We start from the raw sequence: 22766 nt of genomic DNA on the forward strand, positions 1-22766 counted from the left end.
ATGGCCCTGACCACCCCCGCGCGCCCGCGCGTCATGAGCACCGTCGCACGCCGCCGGTTCGCCCAGACCGGCGTGTTCATCGGCCTCCTCCTCGGTGCGGTCTTCGCCGCGGGGCCGGTGCTGTGGATGCTGTCGAGTTCGTTCAAGTCGAACACGCAGATCTTCGAGCTCCCGCCGCGCCTGATCACCGAGACGTTCTCGTTCGACGCGTACATCTCGATCTTCACCAACCCCGAGACGGTGCGCTTCTTCATCAACAGCTACGTCGTCGCGGGAGCCGTGACGATCCTCACGCTCCTGGTGGCGATCCAGGCCGCGTACGCCTTCAGCCGCTTCGAGTTCCGCGGCAAGCGCATCGTCAACGTCATCATCGTCAGCGTCCAGGCCGTGCCGCCCATCACCCTGCTCATCCCGTACTTCGGGCTCATGGTGGGACTGGGGCTGTACAACACCTACCCGGGCCTCATCTTCACCTACATGGTGTTCACGCTGCCCTACGCGATCATCATGATGACCGGGTACTTCAACACCCTGCCGAAGGAGCTCGACGAGGCCGTCCGCGTCGACGGGGCCGGATCCTTCACCGCTCTCTGGCGCGTGCTCGTACCCATCTCGATCCCCGGGATCGTCTCGGTGGGCATCTACACGTTCATGATCGCGTGGAACGAGTTCCTCTTCGCGCTGACCCTCACGCGCACCATCGACATGCGCACGGTGCCGATCGGCATCCAGTTGCTCATGGGACAGCACTCGTACGAGTGGAACCAGATCATGGCGATGAGCATCCTCGGCTCGATCCCCGTGCTGCTGCTCTTCCTGTTCTTCCAGCGCTTCTTCATCAGCGGCCTGACGGCCGGCTCGGTGAAGAGCTAAGCCACCCGACCCCACCCAACAAGGAGAATCTCCGTGCTCTACACCGGCAAGTCCATCCTCGACGTGGCGAATGCCCACAGCTTCGCCATCCCGGCCTTCAACATCAGCGACTGGTCGATGTTCACCGGGATCATGGACATCAGCGAAGAGAAGTCCGCTCCGGTCATCATCGCCATCCACCCCGACGAGGTCTCGCACATCACGACCGACCTGATCGCCGCGATGCGCTCCCGCGCGCACCGCTCGAGCGTGCCCGTCGCCATCCACTGGGACCACGGCGGAACCTACGAGCAGATGATCGTCGCGATCCAGTCGGGCTTCACCTCGGTGATGATCGACGCCTCGCTCGAGCCCTTCGAGCAGAACGTCGCCCTCACCCGCAAGGTCGTCGAGGCCGCGCACGCCGTGGGCGTGCAGGTCGAGGGCGAGCTCGGCACCATCGGCGCGAACGACAGCTACGGAGAATCCGGCGCCGCCGAGATCATCTACACCAACGTCGACGACGCGGTGCGCTTCGTCGAGCAGACCGGTGTCGACAGCCTCGCGATCGCGATCGGCACCTCCCATGGTCTGTACCCGGCCGAGAAGAGCCCCGAACTGCGTCACGACCTGCTCGAGCAGATCAAGGCCGCGGTCGGCATTCCCCTCGTGCTGCACGGCGGCTCGAGCAACCCGGATGCGGAGCTTCGCCGTGCGGTCGAGCTGGGCGTGAACAAGATCAACATCTCCAGTGACATCAAGGTGGCCTACCACGACCGCATGCGCGAGATCCTCGGCACCGACCGGCGCCTGCGCGAGCCCAACGCGATCCAGCCCGAGCCCATCGCCGCGATGAAGATCACCGCGGCGGAGAAGATCGACCTGTTCGGCGCCGCCGGCAAGGCCGACCTGTACTGATCGGACGGTGACCGACGTCATGGCAGAAGACCTCGTCCTCGGACTCGGCGGCACCGTCGACTACGAGATCCGATGGGATGCCGCGGTGCTCTCCGCGCTCGCGCAGGAGCACGGCATCCGTCGAGACGAGCTGACCACCACGACGCCGATCATCGACGAGCGCTCGCTCGTGATCACGGTGCTCGCCTTCCTCGCCACCGGCGGGGGAGGCGAGCGCTTCGTCCTGTCGTCGCGGATCGTCGAGCAGTTCGCGGCCCACTTCGACAAGGAGATCACCCTCGGCGGCACGGGCGTGCGCGCGGGCATCGCCCTCGATCGCATCGGCGTCCCCACCGTGCAGCACCTCGTGAGCATCGACGACAACGTGCGGCGCCTGCTGCCGGCCACGATGCGGGTGGTGTCGTCGGCGACGCGCGACACCCTCGACCCGCACCTGATCGTGCAGTACCCCGAGGGGACGACCGTGCACCTCGCGGACGCGGCGGTGACCGCTCCGGCATCCAATCGCCTGATCTTCGCCAACGACGCCCCCAACCGCGAGATGGCGATCGCCGAGGGACTCGGCGAGGTGCTCGAGGGAGCCGCGGCGTTCCTGATCTCGGGCTTCAACACCATGCAGGATGCCGACCTGCTCGCGCGTCGGCTCGACGACCTCGACGCGGCGATGGGCCACCTGCCCGCCGACGCCCTCGTGTACTACGAGGACGCGGGCTTCTACCAGCGGGAGCTGTCTGCCCTCGTGCGCGCCCGCCTGCTCGAGCGCATCGACGTGTACGGCATGAACGAAGACGAGCTGCAGGAGTACTTCGGCCGTCCGGTCGACCTGCTCTCGCCCGACGACGTGGCCGCCGCCCTCGCCGAGGTGCACGTGCTCATTCCCGCGCGCACTCTGGTGGTGCACACGAAGTACTGGGCGATCGCCGTGGGTCCCGCGGCCGCCGCGCACCGCGCCGGTCTCGACAGCGCGGTGCGCACCGCCGCGACCCGGTACCGGCTCGGCGATGCCTGCACGGCCGCCGACCTCGACGAGACCGCCCGTCTTCCCCGCCACGCGGGTGGGGCGGCTGTGGTGGCAGCGCTCCGCGAGCGCCTGGGGACTATCGGCGTGCCCGCGTTCGTCGTCGACACGGCCCACCCCACCACGATCGGCCTGGGCGACACGTTCGTCGGCGGATTCCTGGCCGCCGTGCCGGCTGCGGCGCGCACGGCGACGGGGGTCGCCCTGGAACGTGCGCTCGACGCGGCGGCGACCGCGTCCTGACCGGGGCGGACGAGCGCGCACTGCCTTGGGCGCTCCGCGCGTGACGAGCGACGCCCCGTCAGCGCGTCGCGGTGTCGGCGTCGGGGTCGGAGAAGGGGCCGCACGCGGCGATCACGCGGCGCAGGCTCACCGCCGCCTCCCATGCGTCGAGGGGCTCCTCGTCGGCCGCGAGCTCACGCAGCCGATCGGTGTACCCCGTGAGCGCCGTTTCGGCCTCGTGCAGCTGCGGGCCCGTGCTCTGCGGGTCGGGCGGAGTGACGGCCAGGTGCGACACGCTCTCGATGGCCTGGGCGAGCGCGCGCCGGGCGTCCGGGGGCAGGCGTGTGTCGACGTCGGGTCCGGCGGTCAGGCGGCCGAGGGCGGCCGCCAACTCGCGGGTGGCGTCGGCGATGCCGGTGAGGGCGTCGAGGCGACGGCGGTTCAGGTCACGCGGAGCCTGCAGGCGCCGGCCGCGGGGGTTGTACCGGCGACTCTCGTCGGCGAGCTCGACCTCTTCTTTCACGTCGGCGAGGGTGCCGGTGAGACCCTCCGAGGCCGCGTCGGCGGCGGCGGGGTCGAAGGCGTGACCGGCCAGCGAATCGGCGATCGCGCGCAGGGCGTCGCCGAGAGCATCGCGCAGGTGGCCCAGCCGGTCGTCGGCCCGCTGCACCCGCAGCGGGGGCACCACCACGAGGTTCACCACCACACCGACCACGACGCCGAAGGCCATCGTGATCAGGTACGACGACGAGTAGCCGTCGGGGTCGGCGCCGCCCAGCAGCAGCACGAAGAGTCCCGCGATGGCCACCCAGTCGCGGCCGACGCCGAGCGCGCGTACGCCGGCCAGCAGCACGCCGATCAGGATGACGACCGCGACCGCCACGATGCGCGGCAGGCCCGCTCCCACCACGGCGAGGCTCGCGAGGCCCAGCCCGATGCCGAGCGCGAGACCGACGACCGCCTGCACCCCGCTCGAGGCGGAGCGGGCGACGGTGGGGTACATGCTGACGACCACGCCCAGCGGGGCGTAGTACGAGTACTCGCTCTGCGCGAAGGGCACGAGGGGCGCGAGATACCAGGCGAGGGCGGCCGCCGCAGCGGTCTTGGCGGCCAGCAGAAGGCGGTCGGGGGTGACCGCGTCGGACAACCACCGTCGCGGATCGAGGGACGGGGACAATCTCATGAGCGATGAGTGCGCGGGCGAGTCGACACCGAACCCATCCTGCGGGCGTCGCGACGCGCGGTCGCGGGGGTTGCCGTGGCGCGGCGGGCGAGGTACCCCTCAGCTGCGTGGGCGGTAGGCCTCCCACAGCACCCGGGTGTGGCGCGCCTTGGCCTTCTCCACGCCCGTTTCGTCTTTGCGTGCCGCGCTGACCCACTCGGCGGCGCGGCTGGCCATGGCGCCGAGCACCATGCGCACGTCGGCGTGCGAGGCCGGGGGAACCACGGCGTCGGCCGCCGGCATCCGGCCCTTCGCCGCCAGCTCGTCGCGCACGTGCCGCACGACCAGGTCGGCCACGCCGACGGCGTGACTGTTCACGACGCAGTGCGCGGCCCCCTCGATCTCCCACCGGCGCGCGGAGCGGGCGCGGGCGACCAGACGCGAATGCAGCCGGCGCGGCGAGGGGCGGTCGAACTCGCCGCGCACGAGCAGCAGGGTCGCGTGAGCCGCACCGATGCGGTCCGAGATGCGGTAGCGCAGCATGTGCGGCAACGTCTCGAAGAAGTAGAGGAACCCGCACAACAGGTAGGCCGACACCGCCAGCAACGCGATGTGCACGGACTCGCGCAGCGTCGACTGCACGAAACGCACCGCTTGGGTGAGGGCGTGGGCCTCGCTCTCGTCGACGACGGGACTCACGAGCACCGCGTGCGAGAGGTCAGGCCGCCGCGCGAGCACCTCGGTGACCACCTGCGTGCCCATCGAGTGCCCGATGAGCACGGGGTCGTCGAGGTCGTAGTGGTCGAGCACCCCCTCGACCTGGTCGGCGAAGAAGGAGGCGGTGGGCTGCTCCCCCGAGGCGGGGACCCCGCCGAAGCCCGGCAGGTCGAGGGCGAAGACGTCGCCCTCGTTCGCGAGCAGCGGTGCGAGGAACTCGAAGTACGTCGATGCCACCCCGATGCCGGCCACGAGCACGAACGAGCGCCCCGTCGTGGCCCCGCTGGATACGCGGGTGACCCTGGTTCGCGCGTCGCCGCGCCGATAGGTCTCGACCTGGACGTCGGCGGGTCTCGGGTCGCGGGGCATCGATCCAGGATGCCGTACTCGCCTGGGCGCTCTGTCAATCCCGGGGGCCGTGTCGACCGCGTCGGCCTAGCCTCGACCCATGAGCGATTCCTCCCGAGAAGAAGAGACCCTGGGTGCCGTCCGCGACAGCGACAACCCCGCCGAGAAGGACCCCTCGGACTGGGTCACCGGCGACGAGCCGATGACCGCCCCGCAGCGCAGCTACCTCGACACGCTGGCACGCGAAGCCGGCGAGGAGATCCCCGCCGACCTGAACAAGGCCGAGGCGTCGGAGCAGATCGAGCGTCTGCAGGCCGAGACCGGCCGCTCCACCAACTGACGGTCGCCTCGCGACCCGGGCGTCCCGTCCGACCTGCTGGTCAGGTCGTGCGGGACGCTCTGTCGTGGAGCCGCAGCTCGTCGATGTCGTGGGTCTCACCGCGGGCGATGTCGTCGAGGAAGTCGGCCACGATGCGCCGCTCGGCGGCACCCAGACGCCCGGCGGCCGCGGAGGCCGAGGAGTGGCGCACCGCCAGCACGCGGCGGGCGGGGGAGTCGGCGTCGATGGTCTCGCGCACGACGATCGAACGGCGGTCGCCCGGGTACGGTCCGCGCTCCACCCACCCGGCTTCGGCCAGTCGATCGATGAGGGCGGTGGTCGCCGCCGACGAGATGCCCAGCATCTCGGCCAGCAGGCGCGGGGTGACGGGGGCATCGTCGGCGTCGCGCTGCAGCAGGAACCGCAGCACCTTGGCGTCGTTGGGGCCGATGCCGAGCGACTGGAGTGCGGCCCGCTCGGAGGCGACCCCGGACTCGGTGAGGTCGGTGAGGGCCTTGACGACGTCGTCTGCCGACGTGGTGTCTTCCATCTCGCCTCCCGCGATCTCTCGGCGGCCTAGTGTCTCCGAGGCCGATCAAGTAGACAGCCTCGCTACTAACCATGGTAGCTGTCCGCCTCGCGCAGGGGCAGGGGGCTGGGCGATTCCCTGTCATAGGATGCCCAGGTGGAGAACGACTCGGGCGAAACGCGCTATTGGTACGGCGCCGCGGACGAGGATCGTCGCCGACGCGCCATCGAGGTGCTGCAGGCCTTCCGCGTGTACCGCGCCGCCGAGGTGGCGATGCGCCGACGCACCCGCGAGTCGATGTCGATGGGCGAGAACGAGCTCCTCGTGCTGCGCTACCTGCTGCGGGCCGCTGGACAGCAGCGTCAGGTCTCACCGAGTGAGCTGACGCGGTACCTCGGTGTCTCGACGGCGTCGACGACCGCCATCGTCGACCGTCTCGAGAAGTCCGGCCACGTCACCCGCACGCCCCACCCCACCGACCGGCGCAGCATCTTCATCGTCGCCACCGCGGCCAGCGACGACGAGGTGCGCGCGACGCTCGGGACGATGCACTCCCGCATGATGAGCGCCGTCGTCGACATGACGCCGGAAGAGAGCGCCGCGGTCATCGCGTGCCTCGGCCGCCTGCAGGATGCCGTCGACCAGGTCGATCCGCACCCGGAACCGGTCGACTCCGAGCGGTGAGTCGCCGACCGACGTCAGCGGGGTGACGCTCGGGGCATCCGGGCGGCAGTCCGCCGGTCCGGGTCAGGACTCCGGGTGCTCCGGCTCGGGCACCAGCAGGAGGCCGCCCGAGGAGTTCGCGGAGTTCGCCAGGTCTTCGACCCACGCGCGGCTCAGCAACGCCGGCTCCGGCTCGTCGAAGACGAAGCGCAGGGGGATCGACGGGTGCAGCCACACCGTGCTGCGACCCACGTCCTGCCCCGGACCGTGCGTCCACGACAGCGTGAAGCTCTCGCCACGGCGGAGCTTGGTGGCGATGACCACCTTGAGGTGCGCGAGCGCGCGATCCTCGATGTCGATCGGTGTCGCGGCGTCTCCGTAGTAAAGCGTTCCCACACGCTCACGCTAGTCGTGTGGAGCGTGGAGCCCGTCGGGGTTGCCTCACCGCCCCGCGCCGTGGCACCGGATGGCGGATGCCGCTCTGCGTTCCTCGGCTAGGCTCGGACGCATGGGCAGATTCATCTACGACACCGTCGCGAACGCCGTCGACATCGATGACCGCACGCTCGCACACCTGCGCATCGTCGTGATGAACAAGCTGCGCCGCTCGGAATCGTTCATGTTCGACGTCGAGGTCGGTGACGGCAGTGGCCGCCGCAGCTTCTGGATGCACCCGTCGGTGCCCATCCAGTTCCACTTCTACGGGAGCCGTCAGCCCCGCATCAACCGCGTGTGGGTCGAAGACCTCATGCTCGCGGCATCCGGACCCAACGGCCTGGCCATCACGCCCGAGCCCAGCGAAGACGCGGGCGTCGAAGAGGGCTGATCGTCGGCGCGGCGCCGAGAGTGCCGCGGGTCGGGCGCGTTCAGTGCGCCGATGACGAGGCGTCGGCCTCGGCGGACGGCGCGATGTCTTCGGCGACGAGCATGATGCCGCCCGAGGAGTTCGCCGATTCGGCCAGCCGCTCGATCCACTCGCGACTCAGCATCGTGGGTTCCGCCTCGTCGAAGACGAAGCGCAAGGGAATGGCCGGGTGCAGCCACAGCGTGCTGCGGCCGCGCTCCTCGTCGTCGCGGTGACGCCACGAGAGCGTGAAGCTCTCGCCACGACGGAGCTTCGTCGAGATCACGACCTTGAGATGCGCGAGCGCGCGATCCTCGATGTGGACGATCGTGCCGCTTCCGCCGTAATGAATGGTCCCCATGCGGCCCACGATACGCGAGGGTCTCGCCGGATACGCCGAGGATTGCCCGGTGTCAAGACCGCCGGACGGGACGGGGTGCCCCTGAGATCGTGGGACCTTCACGGAAGGAGGGCGCCATGACTCATCCCCCCACGCCTTGGCACCCGGAACCCGGCGACGAATCCGACGATCTCCCCCACGTCTTCGACGGACTCATCGGCATCGACGTCATCGACGGCGAGCTCGTCCCCCGCGCCTCGGAGCCGCCACGCCGCTGATGCTCCCAGGGCCCTCGTAGGCGCGCTGGATAACGTCGAGGTCATGACGGACTCGCTGGACGAACAGCAGATCACCGTCTCGGGTGCGGCGTTGCGAGCCCTGAGGGACGATTTCCAAAGGTTCCTCATGGAGTACCGCTTCGGGCTGGCCGAGGTCGAGACAAAGATCTCGATCCTGCGCGAAGAGTTCCAGGAGATGCACGCCTACAACCCGATCGAGCACGTGTCGAGCCGGGTGAAGTCACCCGACAGCCTGGTCGACAAGGTGCGGCGCAAGGGCGTCGAGACCGACTTCGACTCGATCCGCGCAGCGATCACCGACATCGCCGGCATCCGCATCACCTGCAGCTTCGTCGATGACGCCTACCGCTTGTCCGACCTGCTCACCCGGCAGGACGACATCACCGTGCGCGAGGTGAAGGACTACATCGCCGAGCCCAAGGCCAACGGCTACAAGAGTCTGCACGTGATCGTCGAGGTGCCCGTGTACCTCTCGACCGGCCGGGTCGACGTTCCCGTCGAGGTGCAGTTCCGCACCATCGCGATGGACTTCTGGGCCAGCCTCGAGCACAAGATCTACTACAAGTACGACCGACTCGTGCCCGACGATCTGCTCGCCGAGCTGAAGAACGCCGCCGACACCGCGGCCGAGCTCGACGCGCGCATGGAACGGCTGCACCGCGAGATCCGCGGAGCGCAGCCGGGGGTGGTCTCGCTCTGACGAGCCCGTCAGAATGGAACGATGAGCGACGACGCCGGCCTCCTCGACGAGGTCGCAGCCGAACTGCTCGTCCTGCCGCCCGCGCGATTCACCGCGGCCCGTAATGCGCGAGCCGCCGACGTGGCGGGACCGGTCGGTCGCCGCATCGCGCAACTGCGCAAGCCCACGGTCGCCGCGTGGGCGGTCAACCTGCTCGTGCGCGACGGGCAGCTGGGCGAGGCCGTGGAGCTCTCCCGCGCTCTGCACGAGGCGCAGGACGACCTGGATGCCGCGGAGCTCGCCCGCCTCGGACGTCAGCGGCGTCAGCTCGTCACCGCCCTCGCCCGGCGCGCGGGAGAGCTCGCCGCCGCGGAGGGCACGCCGCTGAGCGGCGCGATGATCGACGCGGTGCAGAAGACCATCAACGCCGCCGTCGTCGATTCCACGGTCGCGGCGGCCGTACTGACGGGACGGCTCGTGGCGCCCGTCGACCTGGCCGATCTCGAGGCCGATGCCCTGGGGGCCGCGGTCGCCGGGTCGGTCCCCGGCGTGGTGCCCGCCGCCGCTCCCCACGACGATCTCGCGGCCCGCCGCGCGCGCAAAGCCGCCGAGCGGGCCGTGCGCGAAGCCGAGCGTGCGCGCGCCGAGGCCGATCGCGACCTGGCCGGCGCCGACAAGCGGCTGGACTCGGCGCGAGAGAAGGCCGATCGGGCGAACGAGCGGGTCGACGCGCTGCGCGCCGACCTCGAGCGGGCGGAGGGCGACGCCGCGGCCGCGGCCGCCGCGGTCGATGCGCGTGAGGGCGAGCGCGCCTCGGCCGTCGAGACCGCTCGGTCGGCGGCCCGAGCGCTCGAACGGGCGGAAGCTGCGAGCGATGACGGAGAGAGCGCATGACCGAGTCCACGGTGACGGCGATCCTCGACGCCGCGCGTCGGCGCCTGACCGACGCCCCGCGCGAGCGCATCGGCGAACTGCAGGAGGGGCGGCGGTTGCTCGGCATCCCGCGTGCGGCGCGCATCGCGCAGCGCGGGACGGCGTGGCACCTCGGGGTGCTGCTCGTGATCGACGACGGCGTGCTCGCCACGGGCGACATCGTGCGCTCGCACGAAGAGGTGCGCCGCGGTTTCGCCGCCGAATCGCAACGCCGCCGCGCCGAGCTGTCGGCAGCGGCGGCGCGCGGCGGAGTGCCCGAGGGTGAGACGGTGCACATCGGGTGGCACCCCATCGACCTCGCCGCCCTCGATGCGGCATCGAGCCCCCTCGCCGTCCGCGGGGGAGAGGCGCTCGTGCGCTGGAGCGCGGCCGGGGGATACCAGCCGCTCGCCCGATACCTCGAGGAGCGCATCGAGCTGCTGCGTCATCCACCTGAGCGCGCGTGACGCCCCGCGCATAGTCGGGGGTTCGCCGGGTGTCAACTCTCGCGTCCCCGGTCTGTTCCGCGAGCGACGCTGGTCTATCGTGAGCGACGTGCAGCAGGTATGGCCAGGATCCAGTTATCCCCTCGGGGCCACTTACGACGGTAACGGGACGAACTTCGCCCTGTTCAGCGAAGGAGCGGAGCGCGTCGAGCTCTGCTTCTTCGAAGAAGACGGAACGGAGACGCGCTTCGAGCTCGTGGACGTCGACGCGTTCGTGTGGCACGGCTACCTCCCCAACATCCAGCCCGGACAGCGGTACGGCTACCGCGTGCACGGGGAGTACGACCCGGCCAGCGGCAAGCGCTACAACGCGAGCAAGCTCCTGCTCGACCCGTACGCCAAAGCCGTCGAGGGGCAGATCGACTGGGGCCAGCCGGTCTTCAGCTACGAGTTCGGCGACCCCGACTCGTTCAACGACGAGGACTCCGCCCCGCACATGATGAAGGGCGTGGTCGTCAACCCGTTCTTCGACTGGTCGGGCGATCGCCAGCCCAAGATCCCGTACGCCGAGAGCTTCATCTACGAGGCCCACGTGCGCGGTCTCACCCAGCTGCACCCCGACGTGCCCGAGGAACTGCGCGGCACCTACGCCGGCATCGCCCACCCGGCCGTCATCGACCACCTGAAGAAGCTCGGCATCACCGCCATCGAGCTCATGCCGGTGCACCAGTTCGTCAACGACTCGACCCTCGAAGAGAAGGGCCTGTCGAACTACTGGGGCTACAACACCATCGCGTTCCTGGCTCCGCAGAACACCTACTCCTCGACCGGTGACCACGGTCAGCAGGTGCAGGAGTTCAAGGCGATGGTCAAGGCGCTGCACGCGGCGGGCATCGAGGTCATCCTCGATGTGGTCTACAACCACACCGCCGAGGGCAACCACATGGGCCCGACGCTCTCGATGCGCGGCATCGACAACGAGGCGTACTACCGCCTCGAAGACGACGACAAGCGGTACTACACCGACTACACCGGTACCGGCAACAGCATGAACGTGGGCAACCCCCACACCCTGCAGCTGATCATGGATTCGCTGCGCTACTGGGTGCTCGAGATGCACGTCGACGGCTTCCGCTTCGACCTCGCCTCCACGCTCGCCCGCGAGTTCTACGAGGTCGACCGCCTCGCAGCGTTCTTCGAGCTCGTCCAGCAGGACCCGATCGTCTCGCAGGTGAAGCTCATCGCCGAGCCCTGGGACGTCGGCCCCGGCGGCTACCAGGTCGGCAACTTCCCGCCCCAGTGGACCGAGTGGAACGGCAAGTACCGCGACACGGTCCGCGACTTCTGGCGCGGTGAGCCGCAGGCCCTGGCGGAGTTCGCGTCGCGCCTCACGGGTTCGGCCGACCTGTACGAGCACTCGGGGCGCTTCCCGGTGGCATCCATCAACTTCGTCACCGCGCACGACGGCTTCACGCTCCGCGACCTCGTGTCGTACAACGAGAAGCACAACGACGCCAACGGCGAAGACAACAACGACGGCGAATCGCACAACCGCTCCAGCAACATGGGCGTCGAGGGGCCGACCGACGACCCCGACGTGCTGAAGCGCCGTGCGCAGCAGCAGCGCAACTTCATCGCGACGCTCCTGCTCAGCCAGGGCGTCCCGATGCTGCTGCACGGTGACGAGCTGGGTCGCACGCAGGGCGGCAACAACAACGGCTACGCGCAGAACAACGAGATCACGTGGGTGGACTGGTCGAGCGTGGACCACCCGCTCATCGAGTTCACCGCCGCCCTCGCGCGCCTGCGCAAGCAGCACCCCACCTTCCGGCGCAGCCGCTTCTTCGACGGTCGTCCCGTGAAGATGGAGGAGGGGGCCCCGATCCCCGACGTGGTGTGGTTGCGTCCCGACGGTTCGCTCATGCAGCCCGAGGACTGGGACAACGGCTTCGGGCTCGCGGTCGGCGTGTTCCTCAACGGCCAGGGGATCCGCGAGCGCGACCGTCGCGGCGAGTCGATCAGCGACGACCACTTCCTCGTGCTCTTCAACGCGGGTGACGACAAAGTCGACTTCCGGCTTCCCGACTTCGAGTACGCCCCCAAGTGGGACGCCTACGTCGACACGGCGGGCGAGCGGGCCAACACCGAGCCGCTCAACCCCGGCGAGACGCTGCCGCTGGAGCCCAAGTCGCTCATGGTGCTGCGCGAGCACCACCTTCCCGAGCCCGAGATCGACCATTCGGTCGCGGCCTCGCTCACGGCGCAGATCCAGGTCATCGGCAACGACGACCTGCCAGGTCAAGCACCCAAGCCGGAGCTGTGAGCGACATGCGGCATCCGCTTTCGACCTACCGCCTGCAGATCCGCGAATCGTTCACCCTCGACGACGCCGCCGAGGTCACGGGATATCTCCGTGACCTCGGGGTCTCGTGGGCGTACCTCTCGCCGATCCTCGAGGCCACCCCCGGCTCCGACCACGGCTACGACGTCGTCGACGTCACGCGCGTCGATCCCGCCCGCGGAGGTGCGGAGGGTCTCGACCGCTTCGCCGCCGCGGCGCGCGCCGAAGGGCTCGGCATCCTGATCGACATCGTGCCCAACCACATGGGCGTCTCGGAGCCGCGCTCGAACGCCTGGTGGTGGGACGTGCTGCGTCAGGGGCGCGCCTCGGCGCACGCGACCGCCTTCGACATCGACTGGGAGTTCGGTGGCGGCAAGGTGCGCGTGCCGGTGCTCGGCGACCACCTCGACGCCGTCATCGACGAGATCTCGTACGACCCCACGCCGGCCGACGACGCCCCCGACGGGCTCATCCGGTACTACGACCACGCCTTCCCGGTCGCACCGGGAACGGGGACGGATGCCGCGGCCTCGGGCTCGCGCGATGCCATCGAGGCGCTGCTCGACGCGCAGAACTTCGAGCTGCGGTTCTGGCAGGACGAGGCGGCCGAGCTCAACTACCGCCGCTTCTTCGCCGTCACGACCCTCGCGGGCGTGCGCGTCGAACGGCCCGAAGTGTTCCAGACGACCCACGCCGAGATCCTCCGCTGGGTGCGCGAGGGCCTCGCCGACGGCCTGCGCGTGGACCACCCCGACGGCCTCGTCGACCCGGGCGGCTACCTCGACCAGCTCGCGACTGCTCTCACCGAGGCCGGCGGCCCGGATGCCGGGTACGTCCTCGTGGAGAAGATCCTCGAGCACGGCGAAGCCCTGCCCTCGTGGTGGAAGACGGCCGGGACCACCGGATACGACGCCCTCGCCGAGATCGACCGCGTGCTCACCGACCCCGCCGGAGAGGCGGCGCTCGACGCCCTCGACGCGCGACTGCGCGCCGCCAGCGATCTCGCACCGCTGACCGGCTGGCACGACCTCATCCACGACACCAAGCGCAAGATCGCCGACTCCATCCAGGTGTCGGAGATCCGCCGGATCGTGCGCGGCCTTCCCGCGTCGCTCCGCGAGGAGTTCGAGGTCGAGGTGCTGCAGGACGCCCTGGCCGAGATCCTCGCGTGCTTCCCAACCTACCGCTCGTACCTCCCCGCCGGTCGCGCGCACCTCGACGCCGCCGCGGGCGAGGCCGAGGTGCGCCGCCCCGAGCTGGGGGACGTGATCGAGAAGCTCGTGCCCGCGCTCGCCGACACCGCGCTCGAGATCGCCTGGCGCTTCCAGCAGACCACCGGGCCCGTGATGGCGAAGGGCGTCGAAGACACGGCGTTCTACCGCTTCACGCGTCTCGGCTCGCTCACCGAGGTGGGCGGCGACCCCGGGCAGTTCTCGCTCGACGTCGACGGCTTCCACGCGGCGCAGGCCGCGCGGCACGCCTCGTGGCCGACCGCGATGACGACGCTCTCGACCCACGACACCAAGCGCGGCGAGGACACGCGTGCCCGCATCGCGGTGCTCGCCGAGATCCCCGAGCGCTGGGCCGAGGTGCTCGAGGAGTTCCTCGGCATCGCCTCGACCGGGCACGGGCCCTTCGACGCCCTGCTGTGGCAGGCCATCGTCGGAGCGTGGCCCGCCACGGCGTCCACGCGTCACGGGCTGTCGGAGTACCGCGAGCGCCTGCACGCGTACGCCGAGAAGGCCGCGCGCGAGGCGTCGGAGGTCACCGGCTGGTGGGAGCAGGACGAGGCCTTCGAGGAGCGCATGCACGCCGTGGTCGACGCGGCCACCGGTCGCGCTGCCGACCGCGTGCGCGCGTTCGTCGACGAGATCTCGGCCGCCGGCTGGTCGAACGGCCTGTCGGCCAAGCTGCTGCAGCTCCTCGGCGCGGGTGTGCCCGACGTGTACCAGGGCTCGGAGCTGTGGGAGCAGTCGCTCGTCGACCCCGACAACCGCCGCGCGGTGGACTTCGCCGAGCGTCGCCGACTGCTCGCCTCGATCGACGCCGAGGGTGCCGCAAGCCCCGCGGTCGATGAGACGGGCGCGGCCAAGCTGCTCGTGACCTCGCGCGCCCTGCGCGTGCGGCGCGAGAAGCCCCTCGACGTGTACCGGGCGCTCGAGGCTGCGGGAGTGGCATCCGATCACGTCGTCGCCCTGGACCGCGGCGGAGTGTTCGCCGTGGCGACCCGTCTGCCGTGGGGTTTGGCCGAGCGCGGGGGCTGGGGCGACACCGTGCTGCTGCTGCCCGAGACGCCGGTCACCGACGTGCTGACCGGCCGCGAGTTCCCCGGCGGCCCCACCCCTCTGTCGGCCCTGCTCGCGACATACCCCGTCGCCCTCCTGGTCCGCTGACCTCTCGCGTGAGGCGCCGAGAATCGTCGCCTCACGCGCCCCCGAAGCGACGATTCTTGGCACCTCACGCGTAAGGAATGACCTCATGAGCATTGCCGTCTGGGCACCGAAGAGCACGCGGGTGCGGCTGCGCCGACTCGACGACAGCGGCGACACCGTCGTCGAAGACATCGAGATGGCGGCCGGTGACGGCGGCTGGTGGACGGCTCCGACGCGCCTCGCCGACGGCGAACGCTACGGCTTCGTGCTGGGCGACGGCGACGACCTGCGTCCCGACCCGCGCTCGCGCCGCCAGCCCGGCGGCGTGCACGAGGCCTCGGCGTGGTTCGACCCGTCGGTCTACACGTGGAACGACACCGCCTGGACGGGCAAGCAGCTCGCGGGCGGCCTGATCTACGAGCTGCACCTGGGAACCTTCACCCCCGAGGGGACCCTGGATGCCGCGATCGGCCGCCTCGAACACCTCGTCGACCTGGGGGTGACCCACGTCGAGCTGCTGCCGGTCAACGGCTTCAACGGCACCTGGAACTGGGGATACGACGGGGTGCTCTGGTACACCGTGCACGAGGCCTACGGCGGACCCGAAGCGTACCAGCGCTTCGTCGACGCGGCCCACGCGGCGGGGCTCGCCGTCATCCAGGACGTCGTCTACAACCACCTCGGCCCCTCAGGCAACTACCTGCCCGAGTTCGGCGAGTACCTGCGCGAAGGCAGCCGCAACACGTGGGGAGACTCGGTCAACCTCGACGAGGACGCGGTCCGCTCCTACATCGTCGAGAACGCCCTGATGTGGATGAGCGACTACCACGTCGACGGTCTGCGCCTGGATGCCGTGCACGCGCTGCTCGATCACCGCCCGGTGCACGTGCTGCAGGAGATCGCCGAGCGCACCGACGCCCTGTCGGCGCACCGCGGCCTGCCGCTCACGACCATCGCCGAGAGCGACATGAACGACCCGAAGCTGATCCTGCCGCGCGAGGCCGGGGGCTACGGCCTCACCGCGCAGTGGTCGGACGACTGGCACCACACCGCGCACGTCGCGCTGACCGGCGAGACCATCGGGTACTACGAGGACTTCGCGGCGCTCGACGCGTTCGAGAAGGTCTCGGAGGGCGGCTTCTTCCACGACGGCAGCTACTCCACCTTCCGCGAGGAGAAGCACGGTCACCCCATTCCGGATGCCGTGCCCAACTGGCGTCTGGTCACCTTCGCCCAGGACCACGACCAGATCGGCAACCGGGCCGCCGGTGACCGGCTGTCGCAGTCGCTGCCCTACGACCGCCTCGCGGCGGCCGCCGTGCTGACGCTGACGGCGCCCGGCACGCCGATGCTGTTCATGGGCGAGGAGTGGGGCGCGACCACCCCGTGGCAGTTCTTCACCTCTCACCCCGAGCCCGAGCTCGGCAAGGCCACCGCCGAGGGGCGCATCGCCGAGTTCGAGAAGATGGGCTGGGACGAATCCACCGTCCCCGACCCGCAGGACCCGTCGACCTTCGAGAACTCGAAGCTCGACTGGGACGAGGTCGGCGAGGGCGATCACGCGCAGCTGCTGGGCCTGTACCGCGAGCTGGCGAAACTGCGCCGCGAGCGTCCCGAGCTCACCGACCCGTCCCGCGAGGGACTGTCGGCGTCGACCCGCGAGGCGTCGGGCGGTCGCGTCTACGAGCTGCGGCGCCACGACCTCTCGGTGATCGTGAACCTGTCCGAGGTCGAGATCACGGCATCCGTGGCCCGCGAGGCCCGCGTGCTGCTCGCGACGACCGAGGGCGTGGTGCTCGACGGCGACACGCTGACGGTGCCCGCGGGAGCCAGCGCGATCGTCGCCCCCGCGCGGTAAGACACCACGACGGCCCCATCCCCGCGCGGGATGGGGCCGTCGTCGTGCGCGGCTCAGACATCGAGCGAGCTGCGGCCCGTGTGCCCGGGCGGGAGGCCGGAGCGGTCCACGCGGAGGCGCACCGCCGGCGCGCGGCCGCGGTGTCAGTCGATGCTCGGACGCAGCAGCCGCATGCCGCTCACGGCCACCGGCACCACCAGCACGACGACGGCCACGACGATCGCGGTGATGCCGATCGGCGTGCTCTGCGGGGAGCCCGAGAAGCGCTCGACCGCGAGCCAGCCGAGACCCCAGGCCAGGGCCAGGGCCGGGGCCACGCGCCAGGAGCTGCGCCACGCGATGGCGAGTCCGATGAGGGCCACCACGATCAGAACGGTGATGCCGATGGCATCCGCCCCCTGCTCCCAGCTGGGCGGGACGACGGTGGTGAGCCAGGCGGCCGTGTTCGCGACGGTGGCGAGGGTGACCCAGCCCAGGTGAAGGCCCGTGACACCGTCGATCAGCACCGAATCGACCACTCCGCCGCGGGGCTCGCGCGTGGCGACGGCGACGCGGAAGGTCCACCCGAGGGCGGCGAGCAGCAGCACGATCACGACGACCGTGAGGAACAGCGTGCCGAAGCGCGCGGTGACCAGCCACAGCCCGTTCAGCGTCATGGTGAGGGCGATGAGCCAGCCGAGCGCCCGCTGGCGCGGATTCGCGCGCTGTCGGGGGAGGGCCTGCCAGATCGCGTAGACGATCAGTCCGAGGTAGATGAGCGACCAGATCGAGAAGGCGGGGCCGGCGGGGGCGAGATACGAACCGTCGGTGTCGAGTGCGCCGCCCTGCTGGTCCTCGACGGCGGAGTTGCCGAAGGCTCCGGCTCCGATGACCGCCGCGATGAGCATGAACGACAGCGCGGAGAGGACGACGATCTGGCGTGCGAGGTCGACCCCGCGTGATGGTGTGGAGGCGTTCATGTCTAGAAGACTAGATAAGCTAGCGAGTTTTACGCATCGGGCTTGACATCACGGCATCCGGTATCGACGCGGGGCGGCACGGCTCGACCGCGCGGAACGGGATGCCGAGGAGCTCGGGTGCGGCCCGGTCAGGCCGAGACGACGCGGGCGGCGAAGGAACGCAGCAGCCGGGTGGGCTGCTCGACCGAGGCGGTGCGCACGTGCGCCGAGACCTCGTCGAAGGCGTCGGCGTCGAAATAGCCCGCATCGCGGTAGACGACCATGCGCGCCACGAAAGCGTCGGCTGTGGGCTCGGGGTGGAACTGCGTCGCCCACAGCCCCGCGCCCGCGCGGTAGGCCTCCACGGGGCAGGCGTCGTTCTCGGCGAGCAGAGTGGCGGTGGGCGGCACGCTCGCGGTTCCCTCTTTGTGGGCGGTCAAGGCCTCGAACCGCGGACTCAGGACGCCGAAGAGTTCGTCGTCGCGACCGGCCGCGGTCAGGGTGATGTCGGTCGGTCCGGTGCCCTCGGGGTGCATCAGCGTGACCTCCCCGCCGAGCAGGCGCGTGACCACTCCGATGCCGAAGCAGGTGAACAGCGCGTTCGTGCGCCCCTCGATCGCCGTCGCGGCCAGACGCTCGAGGTCGCCTTCGAGCCGGCGCTGCGCGTCGGTCTTGTCGGGGTCGGTGACGTTGAAGGGGCTGCCGCCCACGACCACGGCAGCGAAGCGGTCGAGGTCGTCGGGCAGGGGATGACGCACCAGGTCGTGGTGGATGAGGTCGTCGTCGCCGACGCCCAGGCCGTCGCGGAACGACGCCCACTCGGCCGCAGCCGCCGTGCGCTGCGGCCGGGCGCAGACGTAGAGCAGGCGTGCGGTCATCCCGAAATTGTATGCGGGTGAGTGCGCGGCGGGCAGGCCCTGGACATACGGCGACACGCGATCGCGCCGCCCGCCCGCGTCAGCCGCCGACCGGGGCCGACGACGACGTGACGGGTCGGGTCAGAGCGGGCACCGCGTCGACCCGGATCCGCACGCGGTCGCCGGGCGTGAGACGCACCTCGGCGGGGTGCTGCACGTGCACGCCCGTCCCGTCGTCGGCGCGCAGCATCGAGCGCCGCATGCTCCCGAGGAACGTGCTGGATTCCACGACCGCGTCGACGCCGGAGTCGCCGGGCGACACCACGCGCACGTTCTCGGGGCGCACGAACACCTCGCACGGGCCGTCAGGGGCGGGGGCGAGCAGCGGCAGCCGCTGACCCCAGACCGACACCGTCCCCGCGGAGACGATCCCGGGCACCACGCTCGACGCTCCCACGAACGCCGCGACCTCGGCGCCGGCGGGCCGCGAGTAGAGGTCTTCGGGGCTCCCCACCTGCAGGATGCGACCGGCGCCCATCACGGCTACGCGGTCCGACACCGCCAGGGCCTCCTCCTGGTCGTGCGTGACGAAGACGGTCGTGGTGCCCAACCGCAGCTGGATGCGCCGGATCTCGTCGCGCAGCTGCACCCGCACCTTGGCGTCGAGGGCCGAGAGGGGCTCGTCGAGCAGCAGCACGCGCGGCTCGGTCACCAGAGCGCGGGCGAGGGCCACGCGCTGCTGCTGACCGCCCGAGAGCTGGTGGGCGTATCGATCGCCGAGGTGGCCGAGCCCGACGAGGTCGAGGGCATCGCCCGCGCGCCGGCGGGCCTCGGTCGCGCCGACCCCGCGGCGGCGCAGTCCGAACGCCGTGTTGTCGAGCACCCGCAGGTGCGGGAACAGGGAGTACGACTGGAACACCATGCCGATGTCGCGCTTGTTCGTGGGCACGCGCGACACGTCGCGCCCGCCGATGCGCACCTCGCCGCCGTCGGCGTGCTCGAGTCCCGCGAGCACGCGCAACGCCGTGGTCTTGCCGCAGCCCGAGGGCCCGAGCAGCGAGACGAACTCCCCGGGGGCGACGTCGAGGTCGACGCCGTGCAGCACGCGGGTGGATCCGTACTCCTTGACGACGCCGCGCAGCTCGACCCCCGCGCGGGTGCCGGTGGCGAGGGTGCTCGCGGCGGCGTCGGGGAGCGCCCGGATGGGGGTGTCGGCGGCGGTCATGGGGTCTTCCTTCCGGCGCCGATGCGTCCGACGCGGCCGATGACGAGGAGCAGCACGAACGCGAACGCCAGTGCGAGCAGGGTGAAGATGGCGGCGACCCAGCCGTCTTGCTTGTTGACGACCACGAGGGCCGTCTGCAGGGTCTGACGGTTCAGCAGCGAGGCGATCGTGAACTCGCCCAGCACCACCGCCACCGAGATGAGCGCGGCGGCGAGCAGGCCCTGCCGCAGATTCGGCACGATCACGCGCAGCAGCACGGAACCCCAGCCGGCGCCGAGGGTGCGCGCGGCCTCGGCGAGGGTCGTGACGTCGATGGCGTCGATCGAGGCCTGGATCGAGCGGTAGGCGAAGGGGAGCACGAGGATGCCGTACGCGAAGGCGAGCGTCCAGGCCCCGGTCCCGAGAGTGCGACCGATCTGCAGATAGATGGGGGTCAGCCCCACCACGAGCACGATCGCGGGCAGGGAGATCGGCAGCAGGGCGACGAACTCGAAGACGCGTCGCAGGCGCGGGAACGCGAGCGCCACCAGCACCATGGTCGGGGTGAACAGCCCCACCACCAGCAGCACGGTCACCCCCGCGAGGAGCAGGGAGTTGCCGAGGCCCGTCCAGACGGGGCGGTACTCGGCGGCGTTGGCGGGGTCGAACAGGCCGGCCCACCGGTCGAGAGAGAGGCCCGAGCCGCCCGGCAGCGGGGTCAGGGTGAAGAGCACCGTGGCCACGAAGGGGACGGCGAACACCACGCCGACGACGAGGCCGATGATCACGCGCACCGCGCGCGGGGGAGCGAGGGGGTTCACGACTGCCACCTCGCCGCGCGACGCTGGACGAGCGAGTACAGCGCCATGGCGATGGCCACGACCACGATCATGCCGAGCGCGAGGGCGCCCGCGAGGTTCTCGCGCCCGAGGACCGTCTCGCTGGTCAACGCGGTGCGGATCTGCAGCGGGACGATCTGCGACCCCTGGCTGGCGAGGGCGGCGGCGGTCGCGTACGACGAGAAGGCGTTGGCGAACAGCAGCAGCAGGCTCGCCAGGAACGAGGGGGCGAGCACCGGCATCCCCACGTGTCGCCAGAAGCCGGCGCGGGTTCCGCCGAGGGTCAGGTGCGCCTCCACCCACTGCGGCTTCAGCGCGGCGAGGGCAGGCATGAACGTGATGATCATGAGCGGCACCTGGAAGATGAGGTAGGCCAGCGCGACGCCCGGCAGGTCGTACAACCACACGCCGTTCTCGTAGAACGCGATGCCGGTCAGCTGCCGCACGAACACCGTCACCACTCCCTGCGCCCCGATCGCGGCGATGAGCACGAAGGCGAGCATGACGCCGCCGAACTGGGCGAGGACTCCGGATGCCGCGTCGACGGCCGTGCGGATCGCCCCCGTCTCGGGGAGCCCCAGCAGGGCCAGGCACACCAGCGCTCCCACGATCGCCCCCACGATCGCGGTGACGAGCGACAGCGCCGCAGAGTTGACGAAGGTGGTCACCACCAGCGGGTCGCCCAGAGCGGCGAGGTTGGCGAGGGTGAACGCCCCGTCGCCGTCGACGAACCCCGACGCCACGGCGAGCACCGTGGGCAGGGCCAGGAACAGCGCGACGTAGGCGACGAAGGGGAGCAGACCCAGCCAGGCCCAGCTGCGGCGCGCCGCACCCCGTGGCGCCGGAGCGGAGGGCTCCGGCGCCGCGGGGGCGACGACCTGGTGAAGGACGGTCACTGCAGCGCCGTCGCCCACTTCTGCCCGAGCGTCTCGCCGGCGGCCGTGGACTGCGCCTCGGTGGGCACGACGGTGTCGTCGGGGGCGGCGGGCAGGGCTGCGGCGAGCGTCGCGTCGATCGTGCCGGCCGAGGTCATGGCCTCCATGCGGGCCGGACGCGCGCCGCCCTTGAGCCACAGGTTCTGCACGTCGTCGCTGTACAGGAACTCCTGCCACAGACGCGCTGCGGCCGGGTTCGGCGCATCTTTGTTGATGGCCTGGTTGTAGTAGCCGGCGTAACCGGTGCCGGGGAGCACGACGGTCTTCCAGGTGGGAACGGCCGAGGCCTGGGCGGCGTTGAGGTAGTCCCAGTCGAAGACGACCGGGGTCTCGCCGCTGGCGATGGTGGCGTCGGTCGGGTCGACCTTGAGGAAGTTCCCGGCGGCGTTGAGCTGCCCGAAGAAGTCGATGCCGGGCGTGAAGTCGTCGAGCGTTCCCTTCTGCTGAACCGTCGCCAGGCCGACGGCCGCGAAGGCCGAGCCCGCCTGCGTCGGGTCGCCGTTGATGGCCACGGCGCCCTTGTAGGCCGGCTTGAGCAGGTCGCTCAGCTGGCTGGGCGCGGGGAAGCGGGCGGAGTCGTAGCCGACCGACATGTACCCGCCGTAGTCGCCGACGAACAGGCCCGAGCTCTCTTTGAGCGCGTCGGGGATCTCGTCAAAGGTCGCGACCTTGTAGGCGGCGAAGGAGTCGGTGTTCTGCAGGGCGACGGCGAGACCGAGGTCGAAGACGTCGGGGGCGGTGTCGAGGCCCTGGTTGGCCGTGGCCGCCTGGATCTCCTCGGCGCTGGACACGTCGGGCGACTGCTCGTTGATCGTGATCTCGGGGTACCGCTCGGCGAACAGGTCGAGGATCTCGCCGTAGTTGGCCCACGTGCGCGGCAGCGCGATGACGTTGAGCTGGCCCTCGGCCTTCGCGGCCGCCTCGAGGTCGGTGAGGGTTCCGAAATCGGCGAGGCTCGTGGCCGTGGCGGCGTCGACGCCACCCTCGGACGAGGAGGCGGAGCTGCCGCCGGCGCACCCGGCGAGCGACAGAGCCGCGACGGTGACGAGGGCGATACCGGCGATGGACCGGCCGGGGGAAAGGCGCGGGAATGACATGGATTTCCTCTCGTGTCTCTCGGGGGATCGACGGGGACGCCGATACGAGACGGAGGA

24 protein-coding genes are annotated in these 22766 nt (G+C 70.6%); 13 read left to right on the forward strand and 11 right to left on the reverse strand.

The window, feature by feature from the left end:
* The 3 genes from ASF96_RS03075 to ASF96_RS03085 are packed head-to-tail and all read left to right on the forward strand — an operon-like array spanning position 1 to position 3031.
* A complete protein-coding gene (locus ASF96_RS03075; RefSeq protein ID WP_199858689.1) occupies positions 1–873 on the forward strand; it encodes a carbohydrate ABC transporter permease in 873 nt (290 codons plus the stop codon).
* 33 nt (positions 874–906) lie between these two features.
* Positions 907–1770, forward strand: a complete 864-nt coding sequence (locus ASF96_RS03080) for a ketose-bisphosphate aldolase (RefSeq protein ID WP_055833435.1) — start codon at positions 907–909, stop codon at positions 1768–1770.
* A 7-nt stretch (positions 1771–1777) separates the two neighbouring features.
* Complete coding sequence (locus ASF96_RS03085) at positions 1778–3031, forward strand: ADP-dependent glucokinase/phosphofructokinase (RefSeq protein ID WP_235560515.1); 1254 nt, start codon at positions 1778–1780, stop codon at positions 3029–3031.
* 58 nt (positions 3032–3089) lie between these two features.
* On the opposite strand, the gene ASF96_RS03090 is transcribed toward ASF96_RS03085, so the two are convergent.
* Positions 3090–4193, reverse strand: a complete 1104-nt coding sequence (locus tag ASF96_RS03090) for an FUSC family protein (protein WP_156458693.1) — start codon at positions 4191–4193, stop codon at positions 3090–3092.
* A gap of 99 nt (positions 4194–4292) precedes the next feature.
* Positions 4293–5258 carry an alpha/beta fold hydrolase gene (locus ASF96_RS03095; RefSeq protein WP_055833440.1) on the reverse strand — a complete coding sequence of 322 codons (966 nt, stop codon included), beginning with the start codon at positions 5256–5258 and terminating at the stop codon, positions 4293–4295.
* Positions 5259–5337: 79 nt separating this feature from the next.
* Between ASF96_RS03095 and ASF96_RS03100 the strand changes: the two genes are divergently transcribed.
* Positions 5338–5577: a DUF3072 domain-containing protein gene (locus ASF96_RS03100; RefSeq protein WP_055833442.1), complete on the forward strand. Its 240-nt coding sequence runs from the start codon at positions 5338–5340 to the stop codon at positions 5575–5577.
* Positions 5578–5617: 40 nt separating this feature from the next.
* Here ASF96_RS03100 and ASF96_RS03105 read toward each other — a convergent pair whose 3' ends face one another.
* Positions 5618–6106 (reverse strand): MarR family winged helix-turn-helix transcriptional regulator, encoded by a 489-nt coding sequence (locus tag ASF96_RS03105; protein WP_055935875.1) that lies wholly within the window; start codon positions 6104–6106, stop codon positions 5618–5620.
* 135 nt (positions 6107–6241) lie between these two features.
* On the opposite strand from ASF96_RS03105, the gene ASF96_RS03110 reads away from it, so the two are divergent.
* Positions 6242–6769: a MarR family winged helix-turn-helix transcriptional regulator gene (locus ASF96_RS03110; RefSeq protein ID WP_055833449.1), complete on the forward strand. Its 528-nt coding sequence runs from the start codon at positions 6242–6244 to the stop codon at positions 6767–6769.
* 63 nt (positions 6770–6832) lie between these two features.
* Here the strand turns inward: ASF96_RS03110 and ASF96_RS03115 are convergent, their stop codons facing one another.
* Positions 6833–7144: a DUF7882 family protein gene (locus ASF96_RS03115; protein ID WP_055935878.1), complete on the reverse strand. Its 312-nt coding sequence runs from the start codon at positions 7142–7144 to the stop codon at positions 6833–6835.
* Between the two features lie 112 nt (positions 7145–7256).
* On the opposite strand from ASF96_RS03115, the gene ASF96_RS03120 reads away from it, so the two are divergent.
* Complete coding sequence (locus tag ASF96_RS03120) at positions 7257–7574, forward strand: DUF7882 family protein (protein ID WP_055833454.1); 318 nt, start codon at positions 7257–7259, stop codon at positions 7572–7574.
* Between the two features lie 40 nt (positions 7575–7614).
* On the opposite strand, the gene ASF96_RS03125 is transcribed toward ASF96_RS03120, so the two are convergent.
* Positions 7615–7953 carry a DUF7882 family protein gene (locus ASF96_RS03125; protein WP_055833458.1) on the reverse strand — a complete coding sequence of 113 codons (339 nt, stop codon included), beginning with the start codon at positions 7951–7953 and terminating at the stop codon, positions 7615–7617.
* 116 nt (positions 7954–8069) lie between these two features.
* Between ASF96_RS03125 and ASF96_RS16705 the strand changes: the two genes are divergently transcribed.
* From ASF96_RS16705 to treZ, 7 genes are all read left to right on the forward strand, one after another.
* Positions 8070–8210, forward strand: coding sequence for a hypothetical protein (locus tag ASF96_RS16705; RefSeq protein WP_156458694.1), 141 nt, complete (start codon positions 8070–8072; stop codon positions 8208–8210).
* Between the two features lie 43 nt (positions 8211–8253).
* The gene (locus ASF96_RS03130; RefSeq protein ID WP_055833460.1) at positions 8254–8931 is read left to right on the forward strand and encodes a GTP pyrophosphokinase; all 678 of its coding nucleotides are present in this window, start codon (positions 8254–8256) and stop codon (positions 8929–8931) included.
* Positions 8932–8952: 21 nt separating this feature from the next.
* Positions 8953–9804, forward strand: coding sequence for a hypothetical protein (locus ASF96_RS03135; RefSeq protein ID WP_055935881.1), 852 nt, complete (start codon positions 8953–8955; stop codon positions 9802–9804).
* Complete coding sequence (locus ASF96_RS03140; protein WP_055833468.1) at positions 9801–10289, forward strand: hypothetical protein; 489 nt, start codon at positions 9801–9803, stop codon at positions 10287–10289. The genes ASF96_RS03135 and ASF96_RS03140 overlap by 4 nt, the downstream gene beginning before the upstream one ends.
* Positions 10290–10368: 79 nt before the next feature.
* The gene (gene glgX / locus ASF96_RS03145; protein ID WP_235560516.1) at positions 10369–12591 is read left to right on the forward strand and encodes a glycogen debranching protein GlgX; all 2223 of its coding nucleotides are present in this window, start codon (positions 10369–10371) and stop codon (positions 12589–12591) included.
* 5 nt (positions 12592–12596) lie between these two features.
* On the forward strand, positions 12597–15002 hold the full coding sequence (gene treY, locus ASF96_RS03150) for a malto-oligosyltrehalose synthase (RefSeq protein ID WP_055937636.1): 2406 nt from the start codon (positions 12597–12599) through the stop codon (positions 15000–15002).
* Positions 15003–15087: 85 nt separating this feature from the next.
* Positions 15088–16839 (forward strand): malto-oligosyltrehalose trehalohydrolase, encoded by a 1752-nt coding sequence (treZ, locus tag ASF96_RS03155; RefSeq protein WP_055935883.1) that lies wholly within the window; start codon positions 15088–15090, stop codon positions 16837–16839.
* A gap of 143 nt (positions 16840–16982) precedes the next feature.
* Here the strand turns inward: treZ and ASF96_RS03160 are convergent, their stop codons facing one another.
* The 6 genes from ASF96_RS03160 to ASF96_RS03185 all read right to left on the reverse strand — a co-directional run bounded on the left by ASF96_RS03160 (position 16983) and on the right by ASF96_RS03185 (position 22709).
* Positions 16983–17798: a tryptophan-rich sensory protein gene (locus ASF96_RS03160; protein WP_055935885.1), complete on the reverse strand. Its 816-nt coding sequence runs from the start codon at positions 17796–17798 to the stop codon at positions 16983–16985.
* A gap of 128 nt (positions 17799–17926) precedes the next feature.
* Positions 17927–18655 carry a glutamine amidotransferase-related protein gene (locus ASF96_RS03165; RefSeq protein WP_055937639.1) on the reverse strand — a complete coding sequence of 243 codons (729 nt, stop codon included), beginning with the start codon at positions 18653–18655 and terminating at the stop codon, positions 17927–17929.
* A 79-nt stretch (positions 18656–18734) separates the two neighbouring features.
* The gene (locus ASF96_RS03170; protein WP_055935887.1) at positions 18735–19859 is read right to left on the reverse strand and encodes an ABC transporter ATP-binding protein; all 1125 of its coding nucleotides are present in this window, start codon (positions 19857–19859) and stop codon (positions 18735–18737) included.
* A complete protein-coding gene (locus ASF96_RS03175; protein ID WP_055935891.1) occupies positions 19856–20659 on the reverse strand; it encodes an ABC transporter permease in 804 nt (267 codons plus the stop codon). Before ASF96_RS03175 ends, ASF96_RS03170 begins: the two co-directional genes overlap by 4 nt.
* A complete protein-coding gene (locus ASF96_RS03180) occupies positions 20656–21573 on the reverse strand; it encodes an ABC transporter permease (RefSeq protein WP_055937641.1) in 918 nt (305 codons plus the stop codon). The genes ASF96_RS03175 and ASF96_RS03180 overlap by 4 nt, the downstream gene beginning before the upstream one ends.
* Positions 21570–22709, reverse strand: coding sequence for an ABC transporter substrate-binding protein (locus tag ASF96_RS03185; RefSeq protein ID WP_055833486.1), 1140 nt, complete (start codon positions 22707–22709; stop codon positions 21570–21572). The genes ASF96_RS03180 and ASF96_RS03185 overlap by 4 nt, the downstream gene beginning before the upstream one ends.
* Positions 22710–22766: the final 57 nt, after the last annotated feature.

Source organism: Microbacterium sp. Leaf179 (assembly GCF_001423785.1).
Taxonomy (GTDB): Bacteria; Actinomycetota; Actinomycetes; order Actinomycetales; family Microbacteriaceae; genus Microbacterium.

Excerpts from the sequence above, each read along its gene's own strand:
- ASF96_RS03075 (WP_199858689.1), top strand. The coding sequence starts at position 1 with ATGGCCCTGACCACCCCCGCGCGCCCGCGCGTCATGAGCACCGTCGCA.
- ASF96_RS03090 (WP_156458693.1), bottom strand. The coding sequence starts at position 4,193 with ATGAGATTGTCCCCGTCCCTCGATCCGCGACGGTGGTTGTCCGACGCG.
- ASF96_RS03095 (WP_055833440.1), bottom strand. The coding sequence starts at position 5,258 with ATGCCCCGCGACCCGAGACCCGCCGACGTCCAGGTCGAGACCTATCGG.
- ASF96_RS03100 (WP_055833442.1), top strand. The coding sequence starts at position 5,338 with ATGAGCGATTCCTCCCGAGAAGAAGAGACCCTGGGTGCCGTCCGCGAC.
- ASF96_RS03105 (WP_055935875.1), bottom strand. The coding sequence starts at position 6,106 with ATGGAAGACACCACGTCGGCAGACGACGTCGTCAAGGCCCTCACCGAC.
- ASF96_RS03120 (WP_055833454.1), top strand. The coding sequence starts at position 7,257 with ATGGGCAGATTCATCTACGACACCGTCGCGAACGCCGTCGACATCGAT.
- ASF96_RS03125 (WP_055833458.1), bottom strand. The coding sequence starts at position 7,953 with ATGGGGACCATTCATTACGGCGGAAGCGGCACGATCGTCCACATCGAG.
- ASF96_RS16705 (WP_156458694.1), top strand. The coding sequence starts at position 8,070 with ATGACTCATCCCCCCACGCCTTGGCACCCGGAACCCGGCGACGAATCC.
- ASF96_RS03130 (WP_055833460.1), top strand. The coding sequence starts at position 8,254 with ATGACGGACTCGCTGGACGAACAGCAGATCACCGTCTCGGGTGCGGCG.
- ASF96_RS03135 (WP_055935881.1), top strand. The coding sequence starts at position 8,953 with ATGAGCGACGACGCCGGCCTCCTCGACGAGGTCGCAGCCGAACTGCTC.
- ASF96_RS03140 (WP_055833468.1), top strand. The coding sequence starts at position 9,801 with ATGACCGAGTCCACGGTGACGGCGATCCTCGACGCCGCGCGTCGGCGC.
- treY (WP_055937636.1), top strand. The coding sequence starts at position 12,597 with ATGCGGCATCCGCTTTCGACCTACCGCCTGCAGATCCGCGAATCGTTC.
- treZ (WP_055935883.1), top strand. The coding sequence starts at position 15,088 with ATGAGCATTGCCGTCTGGGCACCGAAGAGCACGCGGGTGCGGCTGCGC.
- ASF96_RS03160 (WP_055935885.1), bottom strand. The coding sequence starts at position 17,798 with ATGAACGCCTCCACACCATCACGCGGGGTCGACCTCGCACGCCAGATC.
- ASF96_RS03165 (WP_055937639.1), bottom strand. The coding sequence starts at position 18,655 with ATGACCGCACGCCTGCTCTACGTCTGCGCCCGGCCGCAGCGCACGGCG.
- ASF96_RS03170 (WP_055935887.1), bottom strand. The coding sequence starts at position 19,859 with ATGACCGCCGCCGACACCCCCATCCGGGCGCTCCCCGACGCCGCCGCG.
- ASF96_RS03185 (WP_055833486.1), bottom strand. The coding sequence starts at position 22,709 with ATGTCATTCCCGCGCCTTTCCCCCGGCCGGTCCATCGCCGGTATCGCC.